The organism is Synechococcus elongatus PCC 11801 (genome assembly GCF_003846445.2).
Classification (GTDB): Bacteria; Cyanobacteriota; Cyanobacteriia; order Synechococcales; family Synechococcaceae; genus Synechococcus; species Synechococcus elongatus_A.
The window spans coordinates 1,966,838-1,990,768 of record NZ_CP030139.2 but is presented as its reverse complement, the minus strand read 5'-3'; the positions used below and the strand labels follow the sequence as shown (position 1 = coordinate 1,990,768).

Here is a 23,931-nt window from a genome sequence, read left to right as displayed (position 1 = left end):
GGGGTAGAATCTCCATGCCGAGTCTAGAGTGCTATGTCCCCTCTCCATGCGATCGCCGGTCAACCAGTCGATGCCGTGTTGGCGATCGCCCGTCAAGTGGGCTGGGAAGCAGCGAATATTGCACTGCAGTTCTATGCGGCTCAAGCTGAGGCAGCACCGAAGCTGTGGCAGGAGGGTGACGATCCAGTTACGGCCGCAGATTTAGCGATTCATCGACACGTTTTGGAGCGGCTGCAAACCGCTTTTAGCGATATGCCATTTGGCTACCTCAGCGAAGAAAGCGATCGCACGGCACTAACCTTGCCGCTACCGCAAGACTGGGTTTGGATCATCGATCCGCTGGATGGCACCCGCGATTTCATCGATCGCACGGGCGAATTTGCCGTGCAGATTGCCCTGACCTACCAGCAGCGTCCTGTCCTAGCCGTCGTTGCAATTCCGGCTCAGCAGACTCTTTATTGGGCAGTGCAAGGCCAAGGCTGCTACCGAGAAACGCAAGATGGGACTCAGACCAAGCTGACCGTTTCCGATCGCCAAGACGATTTGATTCTGGTTGCCAGCCGCACCCATCGGGGCGATCGCTTCCAGCAATTGCTCGATCGCCTTTCCTTGCAGCAGCAGATCTATGTCGGCAGCGTCGGCGTCAAGATTGTGGCAATCGCGGAGCAACGCGCCGATGTTTACCTGTCACTCTCCGGCAAGTCAGCGCCCAAGGATTGGGATATGGCTGCCCCCGAGTTGCTATTGCTCGAAGCCTGTGGGCGCTTCAGTCATGCCGACGGTTCAGCCCTGCGCTACAACACTGGCGACATCAGCCAATGGGGTTGCCTGATCGCTAGCAACGGCCCCGCCCACGATCGCCTCTGCCAAGAAGCCGCCGATCTTCTTGCCAGTTTGGACTAACCCAGATCTGGCGTTGAAGCTACAGGGTTGGCAGCTCGTCTCTGCTCAACAATCTGGAAGAAGATTTGCCGAGCAGCTGCCATTTCCTCATCGGCTAGTTCCGCGAGGAAGTCATTGACGGCTTGGCGATCGCTCGGATCTTCCTGCTCGCTGCGCGTCAGCAAAAATAGCCAGATGATGTGGCGCCCCCAGAGTTCTTCTGTTGGAGTCGCAAGCAGACGGACGTCCAGTTCTTCTGCGCATTTGGCGGCAATCCAAGCCAGCAGTGCCGGTAGGCGATCGCGTTTCATCGGTTCACCTGCGGCATTTGCAGTCCTTTCGAGGCCAGCCATTCTGCATTGAATAGCCGCGATTGATAGCGAGCTCCGCCGTCGCAGAGAACAGTCACGATCGTGTGGCCTGGCCCCATTTCCTTGGCAAGGCGATAGGCAGCAGCGACATTGATCCCGACCGAACCGCCCATGAACAGACCATCGTGGTGCAGCAGTTGATAGATGATTTCCAGCGCTTCAGGATCGCCAATTTGGATGGCATCGTCGACCGGCACATCCTGCATGTTGGCGGTAATCCGGCTGTTGCCGATGCCCTCGGTGACGGAGCTACCTTCCAGATAAATCTCGCCGGTCTTCACCCAGCTGTAGAGGCCACTCCCCATCGGGTCAGCGACGACGCAACGCACGTTGGAGCTTTGTTCCTTCAGGTAGAGGGCAACACCCGCATAGGTGCCACCCGTTCCCGTTGCCGCCACCCATGCATCAACGGTGCCTTCAGTCTGCTGCCAAATTTCAGGGCCCGTGGTGGCATAGTGGGCTTGGCGATTCGCGAGGTTATCGAATTGATTCGCCCAAATGGCGTTGTCCAGTTCTTCCGCCAGGCGGCCTGACACTTTGACGTAGTTGTTGGGATCGCGATAGGGGACAGCAGGTACTGTCCGTACTTCCGCACCCAAGGTCCGCAGCAGGTCAATCTTTTCCTGCGATTGGGTCTCGGGAATCACAATCAGGCAGCGATAGCCCTTGGCATTACAGATATGCGCTAGCCCAATGCCCGTATTGCCCGCCGTTCCCTCGACGACCGTCCCGCCCGGACGCAGCTTGCCTTGCCGTTCGGCATCTTCGATGATGAACAGCGCAGCCCGGTCTTTGACCGATCCACCAGGGTTGAGAAACTCGGCTTTGCCCAAAATATTGCAGCCGGTGGCTTCGCTCAGACTGTTGAGGCGAATCAGCGGCGTGTTCCCAATCGTGTCGATAAAGCCGTTGCGGATATCCATGAGTTTGTCGGTGGGGCGGCCGGGTTTGATCCTACCAAGTCGCTTTGGTTCCCTCACAGACCACAAAAAAGCCCCAACGAGGGGGCTTGGTCTCCTGTCACGATTAGCGAAGTGGATATCTCGCGCCGCCATTGTCAGGAATTTCGGGGAGGCGATCGCCAAATTTAAGGAACTCTTCAACCTTGTTGCCGGCGATCGCCTGAATCTTCCAGCAGTAATTTACGGAACTCTACATAATCATCAGCAGGAGCTGGAGCGGCCTTGGCTTGGCCTTGCGTCTTGGGCTTGATCCGTTTTCGCCCTTTCAGCAAGTCATCAAATTCTTGGCGTAGCGCTGCTTCCGGGTCTTCTTCGATCGCCGGTGGTGGCGGTGGTTCTTGCAGTTGCTGCTTGAGTTGCTTCAGTTTGGCGCGATCGCGATCATTCAACATTTGAGTTTTCCAGAGCGTTCCTGCTTTGAGTGTAGAGAAGCCACTTTCAGGTCGTCCCAAATTAAAAAAGTGTTGGAGGCCAGACGACCCCCAACACCTCATCCAGAGCTTGATTGTGATTACAGACCGAGGACTTCGACCTCAGCAGCGCCTATTTGATAAACAGCATCTCTTGGTAGGTCGGCAGCGGCCAGAAGCTATCTGCCACTTCCGCTTCCAGGGCATCGGCATAGGTCCGGACGTTATCCATCAGCGGACGCAGCGTTTTCGCACAGTACTGCAGGTGCTCAACGGTATCAGCAAAGTCTTCTTTCTCAAGGGCTTCACTGAGTTCCGTTGCAGCAGCCACTAAAGCACTGGTTAGGTCTGCGATTTTCTTGGCACTGGCTTTTTCAAAGTCAATGCCAAGACTGCCGAGACTGGCGATCGTGGTAGACAGCTTCGACAGATATTCAACGGCTGCAGGGTAGATGATCGTCTTAGCAATGTTGACGGCCAACTTCGCTTCCACCTCGATCGAGAGGATGTATTGCTCGGCGTAGACCTCAAAGCGACTTTCCAGCTCCACCGGCGTTAGAACACCCGTTTTTTTGAACAGGTCTTCCACATACTCTTCTTTGAGCACCGGCAGCGCATCCGCCGTTGTCGGCAGGTTAGCCAGACCACGTTTTTCAACCGCTTCACGGTGCCATTCTTCGGAGTAGCCGTTGCCACCAAAGATCACGTCGCCATGCTCTTCCATCACTTCTTTGAGGACAGTGAGGATGGCGGTGTTTTCATCGAGCCCTTTCGAGAACTCGTGCTCAAGGCGATTGGCCATCCAGTCGAGCGAGTCCGCCAAAATCGTGTTCAGCACGATCAATGGCCCCGATACCGATTGGCTGGCACCGACCGCACGGAACTCAAAGCGGTTGCCGGTGAAGGCAAAGGGCGAGGTCCGGTTGCGATCGCCAGCGTCCTTGGTCAAATAGGGCAGCACATCAACGCCTAAGTCCATGATTCCTTTCTGTTTGGACTCGGTGACAGTGCCGGTCTTGATCTGCTCAAACACCTCTTCCAACTGGGTGCCCAAGTAGACTGACATGATCGCCGGCGGCGCTTCGTTAGCCCCCAAACGGTGATCATTGCTAGCCGTCGCGATCGCAGCCCGCATCAGCGGCCCATACTTGTGAACGCCGCGAATCACCGCGCCACAGAAGACCAAGAATTGAGCATTGTCGTGGGGCGAATCACCCGGATCGAGCAGGTTGCCTTGGGTCGCATTGCCGACCGACCAGTTGACGTGCTTACCAGAACCGTTGATGCCTGCGAAGGGTTTTTCATGGAGCAGGCACATGAAGCCATGCTTCTTGGCAGTCTGCTTCAGCACCGTCATGATCAGCTGCTGGTGGTCGCTGGCAACGTTGGCTGATTCAAAAAACGGAGCAATTTCAAACTGACCTGGGGCCACTTCGTTGTGGCGGGTTTTGGCGGGAATGCCGAGCTTGTACAGGGTTTCTTCGACATCTTGCATGAAGACTTGTACCCGCTCCGGAATCGCGCCGAAGTAGTGGTCGTCAAACTCCTGACCCTTAGCCGAGGGGCGGCCAAACAGGGTGCGACCCGCCAACAGCAAGTCGGGGCGCTGGCTGGCAAAGTTGGCGTCGACCAAGAAGTACTCTTGCTCAGCACCGCAGCTGGAGTTGACCGGAGCAACTTCGGTATTGCCCAACAAGGTCAAGACTTTGCGAGCTGCTTTATCCATGGCTGCGATCGATCGCAGCAACGGCACTTTCTTATCGAGCGCCTCTCCGGTCCAAGAGACGAAGACCGTCGGAATGCAAAGGGTGGAACCGTTATCGGTTTCCATAATGTAGGCAGGACTGGTTACATCCCAGCCGGTGTAGCCTCGCGCTTCAAAGGTGTCGCGGATGCCGCCATTGGGGAAGGAAGAACCATCCGGTTCACCCTGAACCAGTACCTTGCCAGAAAACTCAGAGATGACTTTGCCGTCGCCCTGCACCGAGATGAAGCCATCATGCTTCTCGGCGGTGACGTTGGTCATCGGGTAGAAGACGTGGGCATAGTAGAGCGCCCCTTTCGACATCGCCCAGTCTTTCATCGCCGTGGCAACAGCATCAGCGACCGAAGGATCGAGTTTTTGACCAGTGACGATCGTGTTTTTGATCGATTTGAAAACGGCTTTGGGGAGCCGCGCTTGCATTTTGCTGAGATCGAAGACGTTCTCTGCCCAGATTGCTTCGAGGGAGACCGGAGGCTTGGAAGGTAGCGGCTCCCGATTGATGATCTGGTGGACGGCGCTAACCCGGGCTGCATTGCCGCTCATGGATTTTTCCAAAAAGCTAATCTGTCGATCGTACTCAATGCCAACCGGCCAGTTCGCTAGAAAAGATACAGAAAGAAGATCAGCTATTTGGCAAAAACTCAGCAGTTTCTAGGCTTCAAATCATCCGCACAACCGCATCAGTAGCCCGTCATATCGCCAGTCCAGACTGGCATTGAGCCAAAGAGTAGTTGACAGATTTTTTAGGGGCTTAATTTTCTCTACAGAAAAAATAAAAGCCACTGAATTCTATGCCTTTGAAGCTTTTATTTCAGCCCCTTTGATCTTGCGATGCAGGTCATACAGCCGGCTCTCGAATAGCCCAAGAATCGTGAGGATGAGCCGCAGGATGTACTAGTGTCACCCATCCCCATCCTCAATTCAGAAGAGGTAATCGCGATCGCCTGCCACGCAAGTACCAACGCTCCCCAAGCGCAAGCGTGAGAATGATTCAATCCGTAGCTCTAAATGCCAGTCGGTGGTGGCGGAGCTTGCAAGATCTGCTCAGTCACCGTATCAACTCCTGAATTACCAGTTGCAACAGGCTGACCAACCCGACGTGAAACGAGCTGGCGAATCCCACGCTCACGGAAGTAGACAACCGGATCAGGCCCAAAAGCATCAATACGGGCAACCGTGAGTCGTCCGCCAGCCAACGTGGATCCAACACGTACTTGCTGGGATCCACCAAAGGCTCCAGGCACCTCCACAACTGCAAAGGGTTGTCCCGCAGCAACGAGTACGCCAGTCACAGCAACTTGTTCTGCAAAGGGCACCGGAGGCAACAGAATACCGCCAGGACCGCTCGGTTGCCCCCCAGCGGTGGGGGTTCCCCCTGGACCGGTTGGACCACCGGGAGGAGTTGTCGGCCGAGGGGGGGTAGGCAGCTGAACAACCGCTGCAGTCTGCAGGCTACCAAAAGGATCTGTCCGGCCAGTCACCACTGTTTGCAGGCGCTGTTGGGGGGTGATCGGAGGCTGAAGTCCCTGAGGTGGTGCAGCAGGAGGCGTTGTTGCGACTGGAGGCAACTCTGGGGGTGGCGTTGGCACTGGAGGGGTGACAGCTGTGTCACTGTTTTGGCCGCCCCCGCAAGCCACCAAGAATAGGGGCAAACTGGCGATCGCCCAGCGCTGCAATCTTTGAACGTGCATGGTGCTCACTCCCTGATGGAACGGTCTGCGATCGCCCCAGACTTTCTCATTGCTTTATAGAAGCTGAAACTCTAACAGACGACAAGTTCTGAGTCACAGGAGAGCGTAGGATAGCTGCAAGCGTTCTGCCTGCGAAGCCTGTGCCCAAGGACACCCATGAGCTGCGATTTGAACTACACCATCAATTAGTGGCGCTCTATCGCGACTTTTTTGATCGCCTAGCGGATGCCGAACTGCGAGATGGCGATGCTGCCCGTTTGGCCCAGCGGGTGTTGCTCTCACGGCAAGAGGCTCTGAAGCATCTCGTCGATCCAGAAGAACTGCCAGCCTACGCTCAGCTTTATCCCGATGATCTGGAAGAGGAAACCTAGAAACAGGCTCAGGATGTGCTGTCTGCAGCATTTAGCCTTGAAAGCAATAAAAAAGAGCCGCTCAGTGAGCGACTCTTCATTTGGTGGCGGGGAGAGGATTTGAACCTCTGACCTTCGGGTTATGAGCCCGACGAGCTACCAGGCTGCTCTACCCCGCGTCAGCCAGATTTCTACTATGTCAGAGTTATCCACTGCTGTCAAGCCTCAGATGACAACTAAAGTCTTCAGAGGATGGTTTGAGGCTTTAGGTCGCTCATAGCAAGGTCAATTCCCCATCCACCTCCAGCCGTTTGCAAGGCGCAATGACCATGAATTGCTCCGCCAAGAGATCGGCGATCGCCGGGCTGATCCAGCCGATTTGGCGCAGTGACTGAATGGCGACTGCAATTTTGGCGCGTTTGGCCCCATCCTGCACCTTGATGGCAAGCCCTAATCCTTCGCCAACCTGACCGATACATTGCACGCCTTCGGCACCGGTTTTACTGACCAGGCGGCCTTCCGTGAGGCGCATCAGCTCCGTATCAAACTCACCCTCGCCAGCGATCAAGTCGGGGTGGTAAGTCATCGCCCGCTGAATCCGCTCCAGCTCGGGGCTATCGCCAGAGCTGAGATGGGCGTAGAGCGTCGCCATCTGTTGCAGTTCCATCGAGACCGTGGGCACGCCACAGTCGTCGCGGGCAACAATAAATTCCGCAGCTGGAATACCCAGCAAGTCACCCACGATCTCAAGAATCGCTTGCTGCACGGGATGCGATCGCCGCATGTAGCCTTCTAGCGGCCAATTCTGCTGTTTAGAGGCTGCCAACATACCGGCATGTTTACCCGAGCAGTTGTACTCCAGAGGACTGCGGCGACCTGCAGGGGTCGGGCACTGCAGCGCAGCTTGATCGATATCCGCCTTCCAGAGGATGTTGAAAGCCTGCCGCGCTTGCTCTACCGAGCCTTTGTGAGAGCTACAGATAATCGCCAAATCGCGATCGCTCAGTCCAAAGCGCTCCATCGTGCCGGTTTTGAGCACGACAAGGGCTTGCAAGGGCTTAAGCGCCGAGCGGATAAAGCTGCTGTGCTCGGGATTGCCAGCAATGAACAGGGTGCGACCCCGGCGATCGCAGACCACAGCCTCAACCAAATGAGAGGATTCCAAAATGCCCTCGCGCAGCAGTCGTACCGCGATCGGGGCGGTCTGTACCCGTTTGGTTAAGCTCACAATCCTGCCCTCAACAGCACAATTAGCAAGGCACTGATCCCAATAAATGCTAGACAGCGGCCAATCGACTGTCTGAGTCGATCGAGGAGAGGCTGAACCTCGTAGCTGGCCAGCAAGCGATCGCGGGCCAAGACTTCCGAGGGCTTCTGCCAAAACTGGCCATCGTACCAGCCCGACTCCTCATAAGGCACACTCTCTGCAGCGAGGCGATCGCGTACATGCCGCCACCCACTGTAGAGCTGAATTTGGGCAAACAGAACAGGGACTGCTGCACCAGCCGCTGCACTTAAGACAAATTCCAGTCCCGCCCGCGATGGGCGAAAGCTCGCCGCTGCCACAGGCGCTGCAATTAACCAGCTCCAGCCCCAAATCCAGAGCAGCGGTCGGTAATAGCCCAAGCCCGGACGGCAGACCCAACTGAAGAACCAGGAGTCTTGGAGGGTTTGATATTCGTTGAGAGGCTGCTGTTCTTCGGGAACAGGACAGACGGATCGCATCGTTACGCCCAAGTTTGCTTACAGATTCAACGACGACTGATTGACAGGGGCGGGGGGACTGTAGGGTAGCCGCTCCGCATGGCCCCAAAACGCTTCAAGGTCGTAGAACTCACGTTCTTGCGGCAAGAAGATATGGACGATCAGATCGCCGTAATCCAGCAACACCCAGCGGCCTTCCGCAACCCCTTCACTACGCAGGGGCAAACGATTAAAGTCTTCAGCCAGTTTTTCTTCAATCGAGCGGGCGATCGCGCGGACTTGCGTAACGGAAAAACCACTGCAGATAAGGAAATAATCCGCCAGATAAGCAACCTCAGAGACCCGCAGAATGGCAATGTCTCCTGCCTTGCGATCGTCCGCTGCCGTTGCCGCTGCCAAGGTGAGTGCCAAGGCTGAATCATCAGTGAGCGTAGGCAAAGACGGAGAAGCCAAGGTCATGCGATCGCGGTGAAACCGCTGAGGACAGAAGTTAGGCTTATTCTAGCCCAGCCCTTTTGCTGTCTTAGGAAGGCTACAGCGCCAAATTTTTTGGGTGTCAGCATTGCCGAAATAGAGACAGTCGAGATCTGTAAACCCTGCGGCTACTGCCCAGTCGCGCATGCTGGCATCGGTCTCTGGAAAATCACTTTGGCGAATGTGAGCATTAATAAAATCCTGCTCAGTCGCAGTCATAGCAGACCACTGACTCACCATGAATTGCTGATAGCGATCGAGGTACTGTTCGCGGCTTTCGTTCGGCAGTCGGAAGACATCCACCAGTAATAATTGCCCCCCAGTCCGCAGGCATTGAGCCGCAGCTTGCCAGAAAGCTTGCTTTTGCTCAGCGCTGAGGTGATGGAGGGCAAAAGCCACCAGGATTTGGTCAAAGCGATCGCGGCAAGTTTGCAGATAGTCCAGCAATTCACCCACTTGCAGCAACACCGGCACCCGCAACTGACTGACGTGAGCTTCGGCCAGTTGGAGCGCAACTGCCGAGAGATCAACGCCGCGATAGCTGCGGATCAAGCTCCCATTCAGGGCCAGTACCGATTGGCTGGCATCACCGCAGCCCAGCTCCAGCAAATCAAACGGCGCCGTTAAAGACTGATAGTGCGATCGCAGGATGCCGTAGACCTGCTGGTGATCCATGTAGTCGTGCTGCAGGATCTTGTCGTAGACCTGCCAGCCTTGACTGAAGGTCGTCTGCACTGCGGCGAAAGACGCGTCGGGCTGAGAATCAACCACCTGTTAATACTCCCGACAGACAAACTTCAGAGCTGCACTTTTGGTGCGGGCATTGACGGCCTGCCAGCGATCGCCCATCGCTCCATTACTCCTGAGGGCATAGCTCAGTCCTTGGTTGGGATCTTGGCAGTCCACCGTCAATTGCACGGTGGCTGCGGGCTGTCCTGCTTCGGCCCAGCGCACGGTCATTTGGCGATAGCGTCCGTTCCCGTCCCGCTGAACAGCCGCTTCTACAAAAATCGTCAGATCGGGATTGCTGACCGAAGCGACTCGAATCCAGTTCTCGGCCTGTGCTGGTGTAATGAGTAGACCCAGCGGTAGGAGACCCAGTAGCCAAGCAGCGTAGCGGCGCATGATGCGGACCTCACCCGTTTCCCGAGATACCTCTATTCTCTACAGTCCACTTGAGAGCTGTCTACCCAGATGGCCACTTTGTCCAGTGTCGGGCGTTATGCCTCTGCGGGTGGCTCAGGCGGTTTGACGCCCAGCCGAATCTCCGAGTAGAAGGAACTACGGCTTAGGCCGTCGCGATCGCGAATTAAGCTGGTACGCAATCGCAGATTGGGATGGGCAAACCAAAAGCGCTCTTCCACTGCCCCCTCTGGCTGTTCGGTCTGCAGGGTTAAGCCGCGATGGTTGCCGGCAAAGTGATAGCGTCCCTGCCAGAGCCGATCGCCTCGCTGATGGATCAAGCGATCGCCCTCGGCAAATAACACCAAGAGGCTTGTACTGGCAGTTTGCAGCGGCGTCGCTTCCCAGCGACTTTGGAGACCCGCGATCGCCGTACCTTGACTCGCGGTCAGAGCTTGCAGCTCCGGTGCATCCGGCGCGAGAAAGTCGACAAACAAAGTCGTCTTATCCGACTGGTGCCAATTTTCGGATGCCCCCAGACGATAGCTCGTGCGCTGGGAAAACCACTTGCCCGCACAAGATTCCAAAAATTCAGCCAGGCTCACGGCAGCGCTTGTTGTGATCGACCTTTCGAGTCTCCCATCCCAGTTGAACTTAGGGCAAATGGCGTCGTTTCCAGCCCTGTGCGGCAGAATACAAAAGCTGTGATCTGCAACACCTGCACCGCCCTTGTCATCCGACATTTTGCTCCATGCCTATAGCCCTCTTGTTGTGTGGATGGGCGCAGGTCTAGCACTCTGTCGATGGTTGCCCAAATTGCTGCCGCAGCTCCTCGGCCGCTTTTTGTTTTGGGTAGGGATTCCGCTGCAAGTTTTCGCGCTCTGTCGCAATACAGATTTCTCCCAAGCCCTTTCGATTTCTTCTTTGGTGACGCTAGCGGTCTTACTCACCGGCTTGGGCTTGGCAACACTCCTCTTTCCGATCCTGCGACGCTGGCAGCCCCGATGGGTTGGTCTCGCCCCTGATGCCGATGCCGCAACGCAAGCAGCACGGCAAGGCAGTTTTACCCTTGCAGCCATGCTCGGCAATGTCGGCTTTATCGGTTTAGCCGTTGCACCCTCGCTCGTTAGTGCGCCCTATTTGGGCTGGCTCGTACTCTACAGCGTCGCCCACAACATTGCGGGAACCTACGGAGCTGGCGTCTTAGTAGCCAGCCATTTCAGTCCCAATGAGATCACTCATAGCCTGCGATCGCGCTTTTTCTCTTTGCTCCGCCTACCTTCAATTTGGGCGATCGCACTGGGAGCGCTGATGCAAGGTCAAACGCTTCCCGGTGGTCTTGAAACAACGGTACAAACCGCAGCCCATGCCGTCGTTCCTGCTGCTCTAGTTCTCGGTGGCCTCCGGCTCCGGCAACTACATGGTTGGCAGAGTTTACAGCTGGCCTTGCCGCCGGTCTGTGTGCGGATGCTGGTGATTCCACTGCTGGCTGGTTTAGTGCTGACCCTTGCTGGTCTGCAGGGTGATAGCCGCCTCGCCATGGTGCTTCAGGCGGGGATGCCCAGTGGTTTCGCAGGACTGATCTTGGCAGAAGAATACAACCTTGATCGCGAGCTGCTCGCCAGTAGTATTCTGCTCTCGACCCTCGCTCTCTTCCTGACCCTGCCGCTGTGGGTCTGGCTGTTTGGCACGTCAGTCTAAATAAAACGACTGCGCATAGTCAGGTGGTTCCGAGACACGAGGGGTCGCTGCTGGCAGCTCACTATCATCTAGCCAAGCCACGAGCCCAGCACTGCCAGCAAATAGCGAAAGGAGCGGCAGAGGCGTTGTCCAGTACCAAGCGATCGCGATCGCAGCTAGGAAGAGGCCGAGCCAGATGGAAAAAGACTGCTGCTCAAACGGGCTGAGTCCCTGCGCTTTCTTGATGGCAATCAGGACTTCCGCCGGAATTGGCTGGGGCAGCACCGCTCCTGGCGGAAACGCCCAATACTGGCGGCATTCAACAAACAGATCCGTCCAGCCGTGCTCTTGGCACCAATCCACAATCCATTGAGGGGGATAACGCAAGGGCAGGGACATCGACCCACTCGGCAGCAACTCCCCTGACCTTAACAAGCCCCCCTGAAGCTGATGGAAAGTCGGTACAAAATTTAGCGCAAGCCGAAGAAAATCCAGAAAAATCCTAAAGCAGTTGTCTGGAGATTTAGGTAGATTTACGCAGCGAGATCAATCACAATTTTGCCCGCGGCCTGTTGGCTTTCCAGCAATTGATGTGCGGTGACAATCTCCGTGATTGGCAACACTTGACTGATATGAATCTGCAGTTGCCCCTGATCAAACCAGCGGCTCGCCGTTTCCAAGATTTGAGTCTGATGGTGACTGAAGCCCGTCACCGACTGCAGTTGCGGCGTCAACATCAGCTCCAGGCTGATGCGGAGATTGCGATCGCGGGCAACTTTCCAGTTTGTTGCCGGATCAGGCGCCAAAATCGTGACCAGATCGCCATAGAGGCGGACAGCCGGAAACGTCTGCTCCAAGACCGACCCACCCACGGTATCGAAGGCCAGATCAACGCCCTTGCCATCGGTCCAGTCAAGCACCGCCGCCACCCAATCGCGATCGCGGTAAGGAATCACGAGATCCGCACCACAGTGCTGGGCGATCGCAGCTTTTTTGGGTGTGCTGACGGTGGTGGCAACTCGTGCCCCGCGCAACTTGGCTAACTGAATCGCCAAATGACCAACGCCACCAGCCCCGGCATGGATCAGCACCGTTTGCGCCGCCTGCAGACGACCGCGATCGTAGAGGGACTCCCAGGCTGTAATCAGCGCCAGCGGCACACCCGCCGCTTCCACAAAACTCAACTGCTGTGGCTTGGGTGCAAGCCAGGCTTGATCGACAACAGCGTAATCAGCATAGGTGCCGGGTTCTAACCCAAGGCCGCCATGACAGAAGTAAACAGCGTCCCCAACCGCAAAGCGATTGACAGCACTTCCAACAGCAGCCACCCAGCCAGCTCCATCACAGCCGAGAATCGCCGGTCGGCGATCGGGGTCAAAGGTTCCGCGCTGACGCAGCTTGGTATCAATCGGATTGAGTCCCGCCGCCTGCAGATGCACTAACACCTGCGTGGGACGCACGATCGCCGGTTGCGGCAAGAACTGAAGCCGCAGTTGGCCAGGGTCGCCCGGCGTTTCTAAAACAACAGCTCGCATGGAATCAGACATCATGAACACCGACAACCACGGGATCGACAGGGATCATTGTGATAAGCAGAATAAATCAATCCCGACCTCTAAACAGCAGCCACCCTTATCGAAAAATTGCTAGTGTGAAGAAAGGTTAAACAATTCTGCGGTTCCTAGAACCGTGCCCATGCTCACGTTGCTCAGTGAGATTCAAACCGGTAGCTGTCGCGATCGCCACACCCTTTTTTGCGATTTCGATGGGCCTTTGCTTGATGTCTCGCGCCGTTATTACTGTACCTATAGCTTGGCCCTGCGCGAAACCCAAAAGGAACTCGCAGCACTCGGCGAAGTCTGGCGGCCCCGGCGACTGAGCTTCCGGCAGTTTTGGTCCATGAAGCAAGCTCACCTGCCGGATCCGGCGATCGCCCAGCGATCGGGGCTCGCCCCCGAGCATTTTGATCGCTTTCTCAAACATGTGCGATCGCGGGTCAACCAGCCTGAGTTGCTCAAGCTCGATCGCCTGCAACTGGGTGTTCGCTGGGCATTTTCCTTGATTCAGCAAGCAGAACTCGACCTCAGCATTGTCACGTTGCGGCCAGAAGCAGAAGTGCGAGAGATTCTGCAGCGGGAGCATCTTGATCACTGTGTCACAGAGATCTTTGGGGGCGACTCGGATCTGACGGCCTACGATAACCCCGTTTCGATCAAGCGCGAGATTTTGGGACAGGCGATCGCTGCGGCCAATGCAGCAGGTCGTCCGGGTCTTGCCATGATCGGCGACACAGAAGCAGATATTTTGGCAGCACAAACCCATGCACTGCCAGCGATCGCACTAACCTGTGGCATTCGCAGCCGTCGCTACTTGGAAACGCTGGAACCCGACGCGATCTATCCCAACTTACTGATTTTCTGTCATCAACAACTGCGGGTGCTGCAGCCGGCCTAGCCATTCAAGGGCTGGATCGGCTCCTCCTTGTCTGCTACGATAAAAATCTGTGCATCGGGATGTAGCGCAGCTTGGTAGCGCACTTCGTTCGGGACGAAGGGGTCGCAGGTTCGAATCCTGTCATCCCGACTGATGCAACTGAATTATTCAATCACTGGCTGCCAAACTGCGCTTTGGCTTGCTCATAGACGGTCTCATCAATTTCCGTCAAACCGCGATCGCTGGCAAATTTCTCGATCTTTTTGCGAGCCGCAGGGCGCACGAAAAAGGGAATTTCCTTGAGGCGTTGTTCGGCAGCAGCTGTCCAGTTCATGGGTCGATCCGAAGCAAAGATTGTTCTTGATTGTGCCTGATGTCGGTGATTGGCCTGCAGGAACAGCTTCACTCATCCAAGCCCAGCAGCTCACCCTCGCTGGGACGACGCCACGCCAGCTTGACGCAATAGAGCGGACTCTCCGAGTCAGCTGCTTGCAGTTCCAGAATGCCGGCCTCGGTCAAGCGTTGCAGCAGAACTTTTGCCCAGACTTCCGGTTGCGCTTGTCCGCGATCGCGACCGAGGGCGATCGCCCGTTCCAACGTCAAATCGCGGCGACGCAAAGCTCGATTGACCAACAGTCGTTCCTCTTCGGGCAACTGCAGCAATTGAGTCATTGACAGGCCGCCAGACTCGCGGGTCATGGTTAGTCACTGGTCAGGGCTGTAGCCAACTGACGAAGTTCGACGCTGATTGGATGCTGCGGTTGATCGATACAGAGTAGCCCTTGACTTGCCAAGGTCAGTACTTCATCGGCCAACGGGAAGAGCGCTCCTACCGGCACCCCGTAATTGCTCTCGACTTTGGCACGGACTTCCGCAAAGTCAAAAAAGCTGGGCACTTTGTTGACAGCAATGAACATCTTTGGCACATCCAACTTTTTGGCGACCTGAACGGCCACAGCGGTGCCGAGGTAATCCTGACGATCAGGCCGCATCAGCATCACCAATGCATCCGAGATGGCGATCGAGAGGAGCGTTTCTTCGTTGATGCCTGGATGGGTATCAATTAGGAGGAAATCGAGCTGGAGCGCATCCCCAAAGGCCAAAAAGCCATCGTTGAGGTTACCGACGTCGTAGCCCTCGCGCAAAATTTTGGCGATTTTGGAGGCATTGAGACTGGAGGGAGACAGCAGAATCCGCCCACCTGCTTGCTCCACCGCTGCCGGTGTGACGTCATAGACGGCTTGTTCGATTGAGCACTGTCCCCAGAGATAGTCATTGAGCGACTGATCAATGTCTTCATCCCGCAGTCCCAGAATGACGTGAATCCCCGGGGATTGAATATCTGTATCGACGACACCGACCCGATGTCCTTGCAGCGCCAAGGTTGTGGCGAGGTTGGCGGTCATATTGGACTTGCCGGTGCCACCCCGAAACGAATGTATGGAAACAATCTGCGTCATGGTCAATTCCGAGTTCAGGGTCAGCAGAACGACATTATTGTCTGCGATCGCCTTCGCAAAACTGTTATAGGGTAACGGGATGCTGCTGCAGATGCTATGACCTTGCTGTTGGCCGGGGATATCGGCGGAACCAAAACCAATTTGTTGCTGGCGATCGCTGAGGCACCCGATCGCTTGCAGCCGCTTTATCAAGCCAGTTTCGCCAGTGCGGCCTACTCCGATCTCGTGCCGATGGTGCAGGAATTTTTGGCCGCAGCTCAGCCCACAGAGTCGAGATCGCCCGTTGTTGCTTGCTTTGGGATTGCGGGACCCGTGGTAGCTGGTCGTGCCCAGTTGACCAACCTACCTTGGCATCTCTCTGAGACGCGTTTGGCTGCCGAACTCGGCATTCCCAAGGTTGCCTTGATCAATGACTTTGCTGCGATCGCCTATGGATTGCCCGGATTAACCGATGCAGATCAAGTTGTAATCCAGACAGGAGAAGCGGATCCGGCGGCTCCGATCGCGATTCTGGGAGCGGGAACAGGACTGGGCGAAGGCTTCATCATTCCCACTACCCAAGGTCGTCAGGTATTTAGCAGCGAAGGCTCCCATGCTGACTTTGCCCCACAGACGGAACTGGAGTCAGAGCTGCTGCATTTTCTGCGTGGCTTCTACGAAATCGAGCATGTTTCGGTTGAGCGAGTCGTCTCCGGTCAAGGGATTGCGGCCATCTATGCCTTCCTGCGCGATCGCCAGCCTGAACAGGAAAATCCCGCACTCGGGGCGATTGCGACTGCTTGGCAGCTGGGGGATGAGCAAGCGCCCGATCTGGCAGCAGCTGTATCCCAAGCAGCCCTGAGCGATCGCGATCCCTTGGCACTGCAAGCCATGCGGATCTTTGTCAGCGCCTATGGAGCAGAGGCTGGCAACCTCGCTCTGAAATTACTCTCCTACGGCGGTGTCTATGTGGCCGGTGGCATTGCTGGCAAAATTCTGCCCCTGCTGACCGATGGCACTTTCCTGCGTGCCTTCCAAGCCAAAGGTCGGGTGCAGGGACTCCTGACCCGTATGCCTGTGACAATCGTCACTAACCATGAAGTAGGGCTGATCGGTGCTGGATTGCATGCTGCTGCGATCGCGACCCAGTCATGAAAGTTCTGATTCTGGGCGGCGGCTACACCGGTCAGCACCTTGCTCAGCTGCTGACGGAGCAAGCGATTTCAGTCCTGGCCACTACGCGATCGGGCCAGTGGCCACTCAATTTACCCTGCCTGACGTTTGACGCGAGTACAACGCCACCGCTGCTGCCCAATCCAGATATCTTGGCAGGCGTCACTCATGTGCTGAGTACGATTCCGCCACTCAGTGACGGCCGCGATCCCGTGCTTGCGACACTCCTGCCCACCCTCCAGCAACTGCCGTTGCAATGGTGCGGTTACCTCTCAACGACCGGAGTCTACGGCGATACGCAGGGTGCTTGGGTTGATGAAGAGTCGCCCTTACAATCCACGAACCGGCGATCGCAGCAGCGGATTGCGATCGAAGCTCAGTGGCAAGCCAGTGGCTTACCGGCCCATATTTTTCGGCTCCCCGGCATCTATGGTCCCGGACGCAGTAGTTTCGATCGCCTACGCCGGGGCGATAATCAGCGCCTACTCAAACCGGGGCATGTTTTCTGCCGCATTCATGTCGATGACATTGCAGCAGCACTCTGGGCATCCATGCAGCACCCTAACCCTGGCCGTGTCTACAACGTCAGCGATGATTGCCCCTGCGAACCCGCACTTTTGATTGAAGAGGCTGCTCGGCTGATGGATCTTGAACTCCCACCGGCACAGCCTTTTGATGCAGTGGAGCTTAGTCCAATGGCGGCTTCTTTTTGGAGTGAATGCCGACGGGTTCGCAACGATCGCCTCAAACAGGAGCTGGGCGTGCAACTACGCTATCCCAGCTACCGCGAGGGACTCGCTGCAATCTGGACTGCTGAGCAGTCATGAGTCGGCCTACTTCAAGGCATGGCAGAGGTGATCGGATGGGCTGCGAGCACCGCTGGCAATTGCCGCAAGATCGCTTCAATCCGCTCGCGATCGGGCCAATTGAGCTCATTCGCAGCTGGTTCAAAACCATCATCACGCCGCCAGAACAGCGTTTCTTGAACTGGGTCGTAGCGACATTCCCAAATCGACTCTCCCCAGCGCCCACAGGCGAGAAAGACGCCCTGTTCTTGTCCAAAGCTGACTGCTTGGGCGGCCCAGAGGGGCTGTGCGGCCAGCCCCCAACTACTGCTATGACCTTGAACCGCCCAAAAGCAGCAACTTTCGGCATCTGCGGGCCAGGCTTCGTTCGCGAGGTAGCGCCAGCGTGGCAAATGCTGCTCGACGAGCCCCTGTAAGGCGGCCTTGAGTGCAATCATCACCAACTGTGACCGCGTGTCTTAGTCTTCGTGATCTTCAAATGGATCTTCCAGCTGCTTGGAGGGCGGGCCAAAGGAGGTGTAGATCGAAAACCCAGTCAGTGCCAGCAAAATCACCGCAAAGGTGATGGCGATCGAAAGGCCAGGAGAAGCTTCCATCATTTGTCTTGGGGGAGAGCTCGAGGTGGTGAACCGGGAGCGGTATGATATCACTATCGCAAAAGCCGTCCAGAATATTGCCCTGGAGATAGGTAAGTCATGGCACAGCGGACCCGTCTTGGAGATATCCTCCGCCCGCTCAACTCGGAATATGGCAAAGTGGCACCCGGCTGGGGAACAACCCCAGTCATGGGCGTGTTCATGCTGCTGTTCTTCGTGTTTCTGCTGATTATTCTGCAGATCTACAACTCGTCACTCGTGCTCGATAGCTTCAAGGTCGACTGGCGGAGTCTCGGTCTCTAAGGCCGGCGCGATCGCCCTGATCTGCTGCGCCCCCGCTCTGTCGGGGGCGTTTGTGTCTGAAGCTCTATTCGCTCTTTCCTCCGGTGTACTGCCATGAACTTTTTCGGTATTGGTCTACCCGAAATGCTGGTGATCCTAGCGATCGCCCTGTTGGTGTTTGGCCCCAAGAAACTACCCGAAATTGGTCGCAGTTTAGGCAAAGCACTGCGCGGTTTCCAAGATGCCTCACGGGAATTTGAGTCGGAGCTGAAGCGTGAGATCGATCGCACACCGGCCACACCGGCTGAAGCAACGGTAGAACCGCCCGTGCTAGATGCGGCTCCGACGGAAGCAGTCACGGCTGAGAAACAAACGGAGACGCAGGCGTGAGTGAAGGCCGTCCAACGCTGCTCGTGGGCTTGGGCAATCCGGGGCAGAAGTACGCAGATACCCGGCACAACATCGGCTTCATGCTGATCGATCGCCTCGCGCAGGACTGGGGCGTCAAGCTGAGCGAGGACCGCAAGTTTCAGGGCGAGTACGGCGAAGGGGCTGTGCCCGGCATTGGCAAGGTTCGCCTACTCAAACCCACGACCTATATGAACCACTCCGGGCGATCGCTGCGGGCGGTGCTGGATTGGTACAAGCTGATGCCCCAGCAGGTCTTGGTGATCTATGACGACATGGATCTGCCGCTGGGACGGCTGCGCCTCCGGCAGTCCGGCTCAGCCGGAACCCACAACGGCATGAAGTCAATTATTTCCCACCTCAGCAGCAAGGACTTTCCCCGCCTGCGTTTGGGCATTAGTCTGCCGCGATCGCAGTCGAATGATCGCCACGATGCGACAGTTTCCCACGTGTTGGGTAAGTTTGCGGCAGCAGAGCAACCGTTGCTGAAACAGGTGTTGGATCTGGCGCAGGAAGCAACAGAAACTACGCTGCGATCGGGCGTCGAGACAGCGATGAATCGCTACAATGCCCGCAGTCTTGAAGCACCGGCCCCCGTTGCTTAGAGCTTGTCCCGATCGCTGCTGTCCTGTCATGGCCAAGCGTCTGCCCACGACTACTGCCCATGTCCGCATCACCCGTCAGTCTTGGGAAGAGGGCTGTTTGGATGGTGAAGTGCGAGCAGCAGCATTTGAATGGTCGTTTATCTGGCGGTTTCGAGAAGGCGAGCTGACGGTTGAGCCTTCCTTAGGGCGAGCCCTGATCCGGGATGCACTGCTTCGGTTCCTCTGTCAGCAGGATTATCAACTGGAACCCGGCGGTGACTATAGCTTTACGGTGCGGGCACACTTCTGACTTTCTGACCTGATTGGGGAGTCACTGGTGACTGAATTGGCACAGTGATTGCATCAATAATCTGTGCCAGTTAAAAAGCCGGACTCTGGTGGGATGACCATGCAACCTTCCTACTGCGATCGCAGTCTTCGGCTACTAAAGATTGAGTTCGATTCCGATGAAGTTCACGATCACCAGCCTTATAGCTTCGTTGGTTGCTGTGAGGTCACTGTCACTATCAGTTCCAGCAGCTTGGGCAGATGAACAAGTTTGTCAGGGAACGATCGGCGCAATCACGGTAGATAACCTCAAGGTTCCAAGCGGCAAGACTTGTACCCTCAATGGCACTCGCGTTCAAGGCAACATTAAGGTTGAATCTCAAGCGATTCTAAAAGCCAATCGAGTCCGAGTTGAAGGGGATATTCAAGCAGATCGATCGCGGAATATTGAGGTCTCCCAAGGTTCAGTGATTGGCGGCAATATTCAAGTCAAGCAAGGCTCTGCTACACAGATCACCAACACTCGAATTGATGGCGATCTCCAGTTTGAGTCGAACTCAGGCCGTCTGATTGCCACTCAGAATCAAATTGATGGAAATTTGCAAGCCTTCCAGAATTTTGGTGGGCTTTCGATACAAAGTAATGTGGTCAACGGTAATTTGCAGTGCAAAGAGAATCGGCCCAAACCGATTGGTGGCTTCAATATGGTCCGCGGTGATAAAGAAGACCAATGTTCCCGCCTCTAGGTGAGGGATCCGACGGATGAACTGCTGGCTTGCGATCGCTCTTGTTCGCTAATGATTGGGACGAGGCGATCGCGGCTGGCTGTAGCTGAAATATAGGCCCGTGAGCACAAAAGCGATCGCCAAGAGCGGCAGCGATCGCGTTAGGCCCAGCACCTGCGCCAAACTACCGATGCTGAGGCTCCCCAACACACCACCCAGTGCCCCAAACCGCAGAAATTGTTGCCAGCGATCGCTTTCCGAAGGGCCTGTTAGGCAATCGACCAAGCTAAAGTCAGCCCGCGCAGCGAGGATACCCAGCGGTAGGAAACCAGCGATTGCCAGCCATCCGGGTAATGTCGGCAACAGTCCCAGAATGCTTGCGAGGCCCACATACGGCAGCCAGATCGGGACTACGGGAAGCCAAGTCATCAAAATCCGGCCAATGCCGTAGACCGTCAAAGCCAAGCCAAAGTCGAGGCACTGTCCGGCAGCCACTTGCCGAACCCAGAGGGGGAGCAGCGCAAATAAAGCGCCAAATAACAGACCTTGCAGGAGCGATCGCCCAGAGAAAGACACCCGAGGCTGGGGCACGGAACGAGCATGATGCTGGGCCTTGCGGATGGTTGGCGCGATTGGTAGGAGCAAGACAAGAGCTTGCAGAAATTGCAGTGTCGCTTGCCCGAGCGGAAACAAAAAACCCGCTAAAAAGTTACCGGCAATCTGCCCCAGTTCCGTGCCAATGTTGAGGGTCTTGCGGGGAATCGGATACTGCTGCAGAAAGTGTTCTTCGAGTGGGAGACGACTGAGCTGACGTCCCACACTGAGGAGCAGCATGGCGACCAATACCCAAAACACACCGGAAACAAGCTTGAGTGCAATCGCTAGCAGCAACAGCAGGGAGAGCCATTGCAGGCCATAGCCAACACTGACGGCCAAAGGCAACGGCAGCAGCACGGGTAGTAACAGCAATACTGGTAGTGTCGCGTTGATTAAGGGCGAAGCGGTCAAACCACTCAGCAACCAACCCGCCGCTGCTGCAGTCAGGCTCGTGGAGGCTTGGGCACAGCCCCAGCGCGTCGTCACCCACCAAGACGATCGCACCTGAATCATGGGTCATGCCTCAAGGTTGCTGGGTCACACTCTCTTCTGCTTCTAGCAGTGACCAACTGCAGAACAAACTATCTGCAATCAAATGTGAGGCGATCGCTCAATCGGGGCGCGGCGCTTCGGCTGGATCCTCAAGCAACTTGTAGAAAATCAGCGCATCGACCCAGCCTTGTTGGGGGTGACGAAAGGCTTGAGGCAATTGACCAATTGTCGTGAAGCCCAACTGCTGCCAGAGTCGAATCGAAGCTGTGTTGGTGGCGACGACCAAATTGAATTGCATGGCTCGAAAGCCGAACGAGGGTGCAACTTGCAGGGCATGCTGACCCAGTGCTTGACCAATTCCCTGCCCTCGAGCAGCTGCAGCCACAGCAAAGCCGCAGTTGCAAACGTGAGAACCCAGTCCGGGTTGATTGGGCTTGAGGTAGTAGGTCCCTAGAATTTGGCGATCGCCTGCCTCAAAGACAAAGGTCTGCGTCGGCACCGTCATCCAGACTGTTTGAGCCTCTGTTTCCGAAATCTCGGGGGGGTAGGGATAGGTTTCCCCCGCCCGAAAAATCGGCTTCAGAATCGCCCAAATGGCAGGCCAATCCGCTGCGATCGCCGGACGGATGATTCCCTCATGCACAGGCTATCTATCCCAAAAGCTGTTGCAGGGTTGGTACAAAATCCGGATAGGAAACGGCTGCCGCTTCAGCCCGCTGGATCTGAGTTTGACCCTTCGCTTGCAAGGCCGCGATCGCCAAGCTCATGGCAATGCGGTGATCAGTATAGCTATCGACCGTGGCACCTTGTAGTGCGGCACCACCGGTAATTTCCAGACCATCCGGGCGCTCCGAGATCGTTGCACCCATGCGGCCCAGCTCACTGGCCATCACTGCAATGCGATCGCTCTCTTTCACCCGCAGTTCTTCGGCATCCCGAATAATCGTTGTGCCTTTGGCAAAAGCTGCTGCGACCGCCAGAATTGGCACCTCATCAATCAAGCGGGGAATCAGCGATCCGCCAATTTCGATCGCTTGGAGATTACTGCTGCGCACGCGTAAATCGGCAACCGGTTCACCCGCCACAATCCGCTCATTTTCCAGCGTGATTTGGGCTTCCATTTGTTGCAGGGCTTCAAGGATGCCCGTGCGGGTAGGATTGACGCCGACATTCTCAATCAGCAAATCCGAGTCCGGCACGATCGCCCCTGCCACTAACCAGAAAGCCGCCGAACTGATGTCACCGGGGACAACTACTGCTTGACCCGTCAGTTCTGCTGGGCCTTCCACCGTGACGCTAATCTCCTCGGGATTCACCGTCAGCTTTGCCCCAAAGGCTTGGAACATCCGCTCGCTGTGATCGCGCGAGAGTGCCGGTTCCACCACTGTGGTTTGCCCTTCACAGGTCAGTCCTGCCAGCAAAATACTCGACTTCACTTGGGCAGAGGCGATCGGGGAAACGTAGCGAATCGGTTGCAGCGATCGCCCCGAAATCGCCAGCGGTGCCCGTGTATTGCCCTGCCGACCGCGAATTTCAGCACCCATCTGACTAAGCGGCTGAATCACCCGCGCCATCGGTCGACTGCGCAGCGACTCATCGCCTGTCACACAGAAAAAGCGATCGCGCTGACCCGCGAGCAGCCCCATCATCAGGCGAATCGTGGTGCCGCTGTTGCCCGCATTGAGGACATCGATCGGCTCCTGCAGATTCTGAAGGCCGATGCCTTTGACCCGCACTCGCTCGGAGTTCAGCTCCGAAATCTCAGCACCCATCGCCCGAAAACAGGCGGCAGTACTGAGTGGGTCTTCTCCCAGCAGCAACCCTTCAATCGTGGTTTCGCCTGAGGCGATCGCGCCCAGCATCAACGCTCGGTGGGAAATGGACTTGTCGCCTGGCACCCGAATCCGACCCCGCAGCCCCAGTCCAGTGCTGGGAGGTTGGATCTGCAAGGTCTGATGAGAATCCTCAGTAGGGAGCAAAACGAACGGCTGAGCCATGCCAATTCCAAGACGTGTGCCTAGGCGATTATCGCGCCTCTCCTGCATCGTCGAGACACACGCATCTCAGCGCTTCCTGCATGACTTGACTAAAAGCAACAATAATTTCGCGAGTTTTCTATTAAAGTCATGAGAATTTCTGGATATGAAGTTTTTATGTTTTAGATATCATTCTCTGTCAAGAAAACTGACAGGATTGTCGATATTCAAATGAATCAAAAAACAGATGATCGATTACTCGTTTTTGACTGATTTTACTTCTGCTCGGCTCGCTTGAAATTCCGTTTCAATGCTGTCAATTGTTTTGATCACCAGTCGCTTTGCTTGCATTTCCCAGCCCCACTTTTGAATGCGGTAGGCCCCATAAAAACCCACAACAGTCGCAATAAAATCAAGGGGTTGTTGCCAAGAGATTCCGAGCAGCAGCCCAAGCCCACCAATCCCCCACAAGGGCAACGCAAAATTTTGGCGATTTTCTTCAACAGCTCTTGCTAAAAAGTTGTTCGGAAGTTCTGCCAGAATCTCTTTGCGAATCGCGGCTTGTTGGGGATAGGGAACAATAAAGCCCAGCTTGCGGCGCAACTTTTCAATTTTGCGAGCTTCAGTGCTGTATTCCGTCAACTGATCTTCTGCTAGCAAAATTAGCTGTTTCGCTTTGCCCATTGCGGCCAGTCTTCCTGGGATATCTCGGCTTCATTCT

33 protein-coding genes and 2 tRNA genes are annotated in these 23,931 nt (G+C 55.9%); 12 read left to right on the top strand and 23 right to left on the bottom strand.

Going from position 1 to position 23,931, the window contains the following annotated elements:
* Window positions 1-33: 33 nt before the first annotated feature.
* The gene (locus DOP62_RS09880; RefSeq protein WP_208675168.1) at window positions 34-903 is read left to right on the top strand and encodes a 3'(2'),5'-bisphosphate nucleotidase CysQ family protein; all 870 of its coding nucleotides are present in this window, start codon (window positions 34-36) and stop codon (window positions 901-903) included.
* Here DOP62_RS09880 and DOP62_RS09875 read toward each other — a convergent pair.
* The 5 genes from DOP62_RS09875 to DOP62_RS09855 all read right to left on the bottom strand — a co-directional run bounded on the left by DOP62_RS09875 (window position 900) and on the right by DOP62_RS09855 (window position 6,081).
* Window positions 900-1,193 (bottom strand): hypothetical protein, encoded by a 294-nt coding sequence (locus DOP62_RS09875; RefSeq protein ID WP_208675170.1) that lies wholly within the window; start codon window positions 1,191-1,193, stop codon window positions 900-902. The genes DOP62_RS09880 and DOP62_RS09875 overlap by 4 nt on opposite strands.
* Entirely contained in the window at window positions 1,190-2,176 is a 987-nt protein-coding gene (locus DOP62_RS09870; RefSeq protein ID WP_208675172.1) for a cysteine synthase A, read from the bottom strand. Before DOP62_RS09870 ends, DOP62_RS09875 begins: the two co-directional genes overlap by 4 nt.
* A 176-nt stretch (window positions 2,177-2,352) precedes the next feature.
* Window positions 2,353-2,667, bottom strand: a complete 315-nt coding sequence (locus DOP62_RS09865) for a hypothetical protein (protein WP_370538780.1) — start codon at window positions 2,665-2,667, stop codon at window positions 2,353-2,355.
* 91 nt (window positions 2,668-2,758) lie between these two features.
* Window positions 2,759-4,933, bottom strand: coding sequence for a glutamine synthetase III family protein (locus tag DOP62_RS09860; RefSeq protein ID WP_208675177.1), 2,175 nt, complete (start codon window positions 4,931-4,933; stop codon window positions 2,759-2,761).
* Between the two features lie 461 nt (window positions 4,934-5,394).
* On the bottom strand, window positions 5,395-6,081 hold the full coding sequence (locus tag DOP62_RS09855) for a hypothetical protein (RefSeq protein WP_208675179.1): 687 nt from the start codon (window positions 6,079-6,081) through the stop codon (window positions 5,395-5,397).
* 140 nt (window positions 6,082-6,221) lie between these two features.
* Here DOP62_RS09855 and DOP62_RS09850 point away from each other — a divergent pair, with 140 nt between their 5' ends.
* Window positions 6,222-6,452 (top strand): hypothetical protein, encoded by a 231-nt coding sequence (locus DOP62_RS09850; protein WP_208675181.1) that lies wholly within the window; start codon window positions 6,222-6,224, stop codon window positions 6,450-6,452.
* Window positions 6,453-6,533: 81 nt separating this feature from the next.
* Here DOP62_RS09850 and DOP62_RS09845 read toward each other — a convergent pair.
* The 7 genes from DOP62_RS09845 to DOP62_RS09815 form a co-directional block, all read right to left on the bottom strand.
* A tRNA-Met gene (locus tag DOP62_RS09845) sits at window positions 6,534-6,610 on the bottom strand.
* Between the two features lie 95 nt (window positions 6,611-6,705).
* Window positions 6,706-7,659 carry an asparaginase gene (locus DOP62_RS09840; protein WP_208675183.1) on the bottom strand — a complete coding sequence of 318 codons (954 nt, stop codon included), beginning with the start codon at window positions 7,657-7,659 and terminating at the stop codon, window positions 6,706-6,708.
* Window positions 7,656-8,156 carry a CGLD27 family protein gene (locus DOP62_RS09835; protein ID WP_208675185.1) on the bottom strand — a complete coding sequence of 167 codons (501 nt, stop codon included), beginning with the start codon at window positions 8,154-8,156 and terminating at the stop codon, window positions 7,656-7,658. The genes DOP62_RS09840 and DOP62_RS09835 overlap by 4 nt, the downstream gene beginning before the upstream one ends.
* Before the next feature lie 18 nt (window positions 8,157-8,174).
* A complete protein-coding gene (rsfS, locus tag DOP62_RS09830; RefSeq protein WP_208675187.1) occupies window positions 8,175-8,594 on the bottom strand; it encodes a ribosome silencing factor in 420 nt (139 codons plus the stop codon).
* A 42-nt stretch (window positions 8,595-8,636) separates the two neighbouring features.
* Window positions 8,637-9,380 carry a class I SAM-dependent methyltransferase gene (locus DOP62_RS09825; RefSeq protein ID WP_208675190.1) on the bottom strand — a complete coding sequence of 248 codons (744 nt, stop codon included), beginning with the start codon at window positions 9,378-9,380 and terminating at the stop codon, window positions 8,637-8,639.
* A 3-nt stretch (window positions 9,381-9,383) separates the two neighbouring features.
* Window positions 9,384-9,734: a hypothetical protein gene (locus DOP62_RS09820; RefSeq protein WP_208675192.1), complete on the bottom strand. Its 351-nt coding sequence runs from the start codon at window positions 9,732-9,734 to the stop codon at window positions 9,384-9,386.
* Window positions 9,735-9,829: 95 nt separating this feature from the next.
* Window positions 9,830-10,336 (bottom strand): phycobiliprotein lyase, encoded by a 507-nt coding sequence (locus DOP62_RS09815; protein ID WP_228383164.1) that lies wholly within the window; start codon window positions 10,334-10,336, stop codon window positions 9,830-9,832.
* Between the two features lie 124 nt (window positions 10,337-10,460).
* Between DOP62_RS09815 and DOP62_RS09810 the strand changes: the two genes are divergently transcribed.
* Entirely contained in the window at window positions 10,461-11,432 is a 972-nt protein-coding gene (locus DOP62_RS09810; protein ID WP_261789960.1) for an AEC family transporter, read from the top strand.
* Here the strand turns inward: DOP62_RS09810 and DOP62_RS09805 are convergent.
* Both DOP62_RS09805 and DOP62_RS09800 read right to left on the bottom strand, forming a co-directional pair.
* The gene (locus DOP62_RS09805) at window positions 11,424-11,810 is read right to left on the bottom strand and encodes a hypothetical protein (RefSeq protein ID WP_208675194.1); all 387 of its coding nucleotides are present in this window, start codon (window positions 11,808-11,810) and stop codon (window positions 11,424-11,426) included. The two genes, DOP62_RS09810 and DOP62_RS09805, sit on opposite strands and share 9 nt — an antisense overlap.
* A 134-nt stretch (window positions 11,811-11,944) precedes the next feature.
* Complete coding sequence (locus tag DOP62_RS09800) at window positions 11,945-12,961, bottom strand: zinc-dependent alcohol dehydrogenase family protein (protein WP_208675196.1); 1,017 nt, start codon at window positions 12,959-12,961, stop codon at window positions 11,945-11,947.
* A gap of 145 nt (window positions 12,962-13,106) precedes the next feature.
* Here DOP62_RS09800 and DOP62_RS09795 point away from each other — a divergent pair, with 145 nt between their 5' ends.
* A complete protein-coding gene (locus DOP62_RS09795) occupies window positions 13,107-13,865 on the top strand; it encodes an HAD family hydrolase (protein WP_208675198.1) in 759 nt (252 codons plus the stop codon).
* 55 nt (window positions 13,866-13,920) lie between these two features.
* A tRNA-Pro gene (locus DOP62_RS09790) sits at window positions 13,921-13,994 on the top strand.
* Window positions 13,995-14,016: 22 nt separating this feature from the next.
* Here DOP62_RS09790 and DOP62_RS09785 read toward each other — a convergent pair.
* The 3 genes from DOP62_RS09785 to DOP62_RS09775 all read right to left on the bottom strand — a co-directional run bounded on the left by DOP62_RS09785 (window position 14,017) and on the right by DOP62_RS09775 (window position 15,304).
* On the bottom strand, window positions 14,017-14,178 hold the full coding sequence (locus DOP62_RS09785; RefSeq protein WP_208675200.1) for a PCP reductase family protein: 162 nt from the start codon (window positions 14,176-14,178) through the stop codon (window positions 14,017-14,019).
* 68 nt (window positions 14,179-14,246) lie between these two features.
* Window positions 14,247-14,543, bottom strand: coding sequence for a hypothetical protein (locus DOP62_RS09780; protein WP_208675202.1), 297 nt, complete (start codon window positions 14,541-14,543; stop codon window positions 14,247-14,249).
* Window positions 14,544-14,545: 2 nt separating this feature from the next.
* Window positions 14,546-15,304, bottom strand: coding sequence for a MinD/ParA family ATP-binding protein (locus DOP62_RS09775; RefSeq protein ID WP_208675204.1), 759 nt, complete (start codon window positions 15,302-15,304; stop codon window positions 14,546-14,548).
* A gap of 96 nt (window positions 15,305-15,400) precedes the next feature.
* On the opposite strand from DOP62_RS09775, the gene DOP62_RS09770 reads away from it, so the two are divergent.
* Together DOP62_RS09770 and DOP62_RS09765 are read left to right on the top strand one after the other, a co-directional pair.
* Window positions 15,401-16,438, top strand: a complete 1,038-nt coding sequence (locus DOP62_RS09770; RefSeq protein WP_208675206.1) for a glucokinase — start codon at window positions 15,401-15,403, stop codon at window positions 16,436-16,438.
* A complete protein-coding gene (locus tag DOP62_RS09765; RefSeq protein WP_208675208.1) occupies window positions 16,435-17,283 on the top strand; it encodes an SDR family oxidoreductase in 849 nt (282 codons plus the stop codon). The genes DOP62_RS09770 and DOP62_RS09765 overlap by 4 nt, the downstream gene beginning before the upstream one ends.
* A gap of 11 nt (window positions 17,284-17,294) precedes the next feature.
* On the opposite strand, the gene DOP62_RS09760 is transcribed toward DOP62_RS09765, so the two are convergent.
* Both DOP62_RS09760 and psbN read right to left on the bottom strand, forming a co-directional pair.
* The gene (locus tag DOP62_RS09760; RefSeq protein ID WP_208675209.1) at window positions 17,295-17,699 is read right to left on the bottom strand and encodes a hypothetical protein; all 405 of its coding nucleotides are present in this window, start codon (window positions 17,697-17,699) and stop codon (window positions 17,295-17,297) included.
* A gap of 21 nt (window positions 17,700-17,720) precedes the next feature.
* Complete coding sequence (gene psbN, locus DOP62_RS09755; protein WP_011243601.1) at window positions 17,721-17,861, bottom strand: photosystem II reaction center protein PsbN; 141 nt, start codon at window positions 17,859-17,861, stop codon at window positions 17,721-17,723.
* A gap of 96 nt (window positions 17,862-17,957) precedes the next feature.
* Between psbN and psbH the strand changes: the two genes are divergently transcribed.
* The 5 genes from psbH to DOP62_RS09730 all read left to right on the top strand — a co-directional run bounded on the left by psbH (window position 17,958) and on the right by DOP62_RS09730 (window position 20,166).
* Window positions 17,958-18,161: a photosystem II reaction center phosphoprotein PsbH gene (psbH, locus tag DOP62_RS09750; RefSeq protein ID WP_208675211.1), complete on the top strand. Its 204-nt coding sequence runs from the start codon at window positions 17,958-17,960 to the stop codon at window positions 18,159-18,161.
* A gap of 93 nt (window positions 18,162-18,254) precedes the next feature.
* Window positions 18,255-18,530: a TatA/E family twin arginine-targeting protein translocase gene (locus DOP62_RS09745; protein WP_208675213.1), complete on the top strand. Its 276-nt coding sequence runs from the start codon at window positions 18,255-18,257 to the stop codon at window positions 18,528-18,530.
* Window positions 18,527-19,153 carry an aminoacyl-tRNA hydrolase gene (gene pth, locus DOP62_RS09740; RefSeq protein ID WP_208675215.1) on the top strand — a complete coding sequence of 209 codons (627 nt, stop codon included), beginning with the start codon at window positions 18,527-18,529 and terminating at the stop codon, window positions 19,151-19,153. Before DOP62_RS09745 ends, pth begins: the two co-directional genes overlap by 4 nt.
* Before the next feature lie 28 nt (window positions 19,154-19,181).
* Entirely contained in the window at window positions 19,182-19,442 is a 261-nt protein-coding gene (locus DOP62_RS09735; protein WP_208675217.1) for a DUF3146 family protein, read from the top strand.
* 157 nt (window positions 19,443-19,599) lie between these two features.
* Entirely contained in the window at window positions 19,600-20,166 is a 567-nt protein-coding gene (locus tag DOP62_RS09730) for a polymer-forming cytoskeletal protein (RefSeq protein ID WP_208675219.1), read from the top strand.
* Window positions 20,167-20,214: 48 nt separating this feature from the next.
* On the opposite strand, the gene DOP62_RS09725 is transcribed toward DOP62_RS09730, so the two are convergent.
* The 4 genes from DOP62_RS09725 to DOP62_RS09710 all read right to left on the bottom strand — a co-directional run bounded on the left by DOP62_RS09725 (window position 20,215) and on the right by DOP62_RS09710 (window position 23,894).
* Window positions 20,215-21,255 carry a hypothetical protein gene (locus DOP62_RS09725; protein WP_208675221.1) on the bottom strand — a complete coding sequence of 347 codons (1,041 nt, stop codon included), beginning with the start codon at window positions 21,253-21,255 and terminating at the stop codon, window positions 20,215-20,217.
* 97 nt (window positions 21,256-21,352) lie between these two features.
* Window positions 21,353-21,877, bottom strand: a complete 525-nt coding sequence (locus DOP62_RS09720) for a GNAT family N-acetyltransferase (protein WP_208675223.1) — start codon at window positions 21,875-21,877, stop codon at window positions 21,353-21,355.
* Window positions 21,878-21,884: 7 nt separating this feature from the next.
* Complete coding sequence (gene aroA, locus DOP62_RS09715; RefSeq protein WP_208675225.1) at window positions 21,885-23,231, bottom strand: 3-phosphoshikimate 1-carboxyvinyltransferase; 1,347 nt, start codon at window positions 23,229-23,231, stop codon at window positions 21,885-21,887.
* A gap of 234 nt (window positions 23,232-23,465) precedes the next feature.
* Window positions 23,466-23,894 (bottom strand): hypothetical protein, encoded by a 429-nt coding sequence (locus DOP62_RS09710; RefSeq protein ID WP_208675227.1) that lies wholly within the window; start codon window positions 23,892-23,894, stop codon window positions 23,466-23,468.
* Window positions 23,895-23,931: the final 37 nt, after the last annotated feature.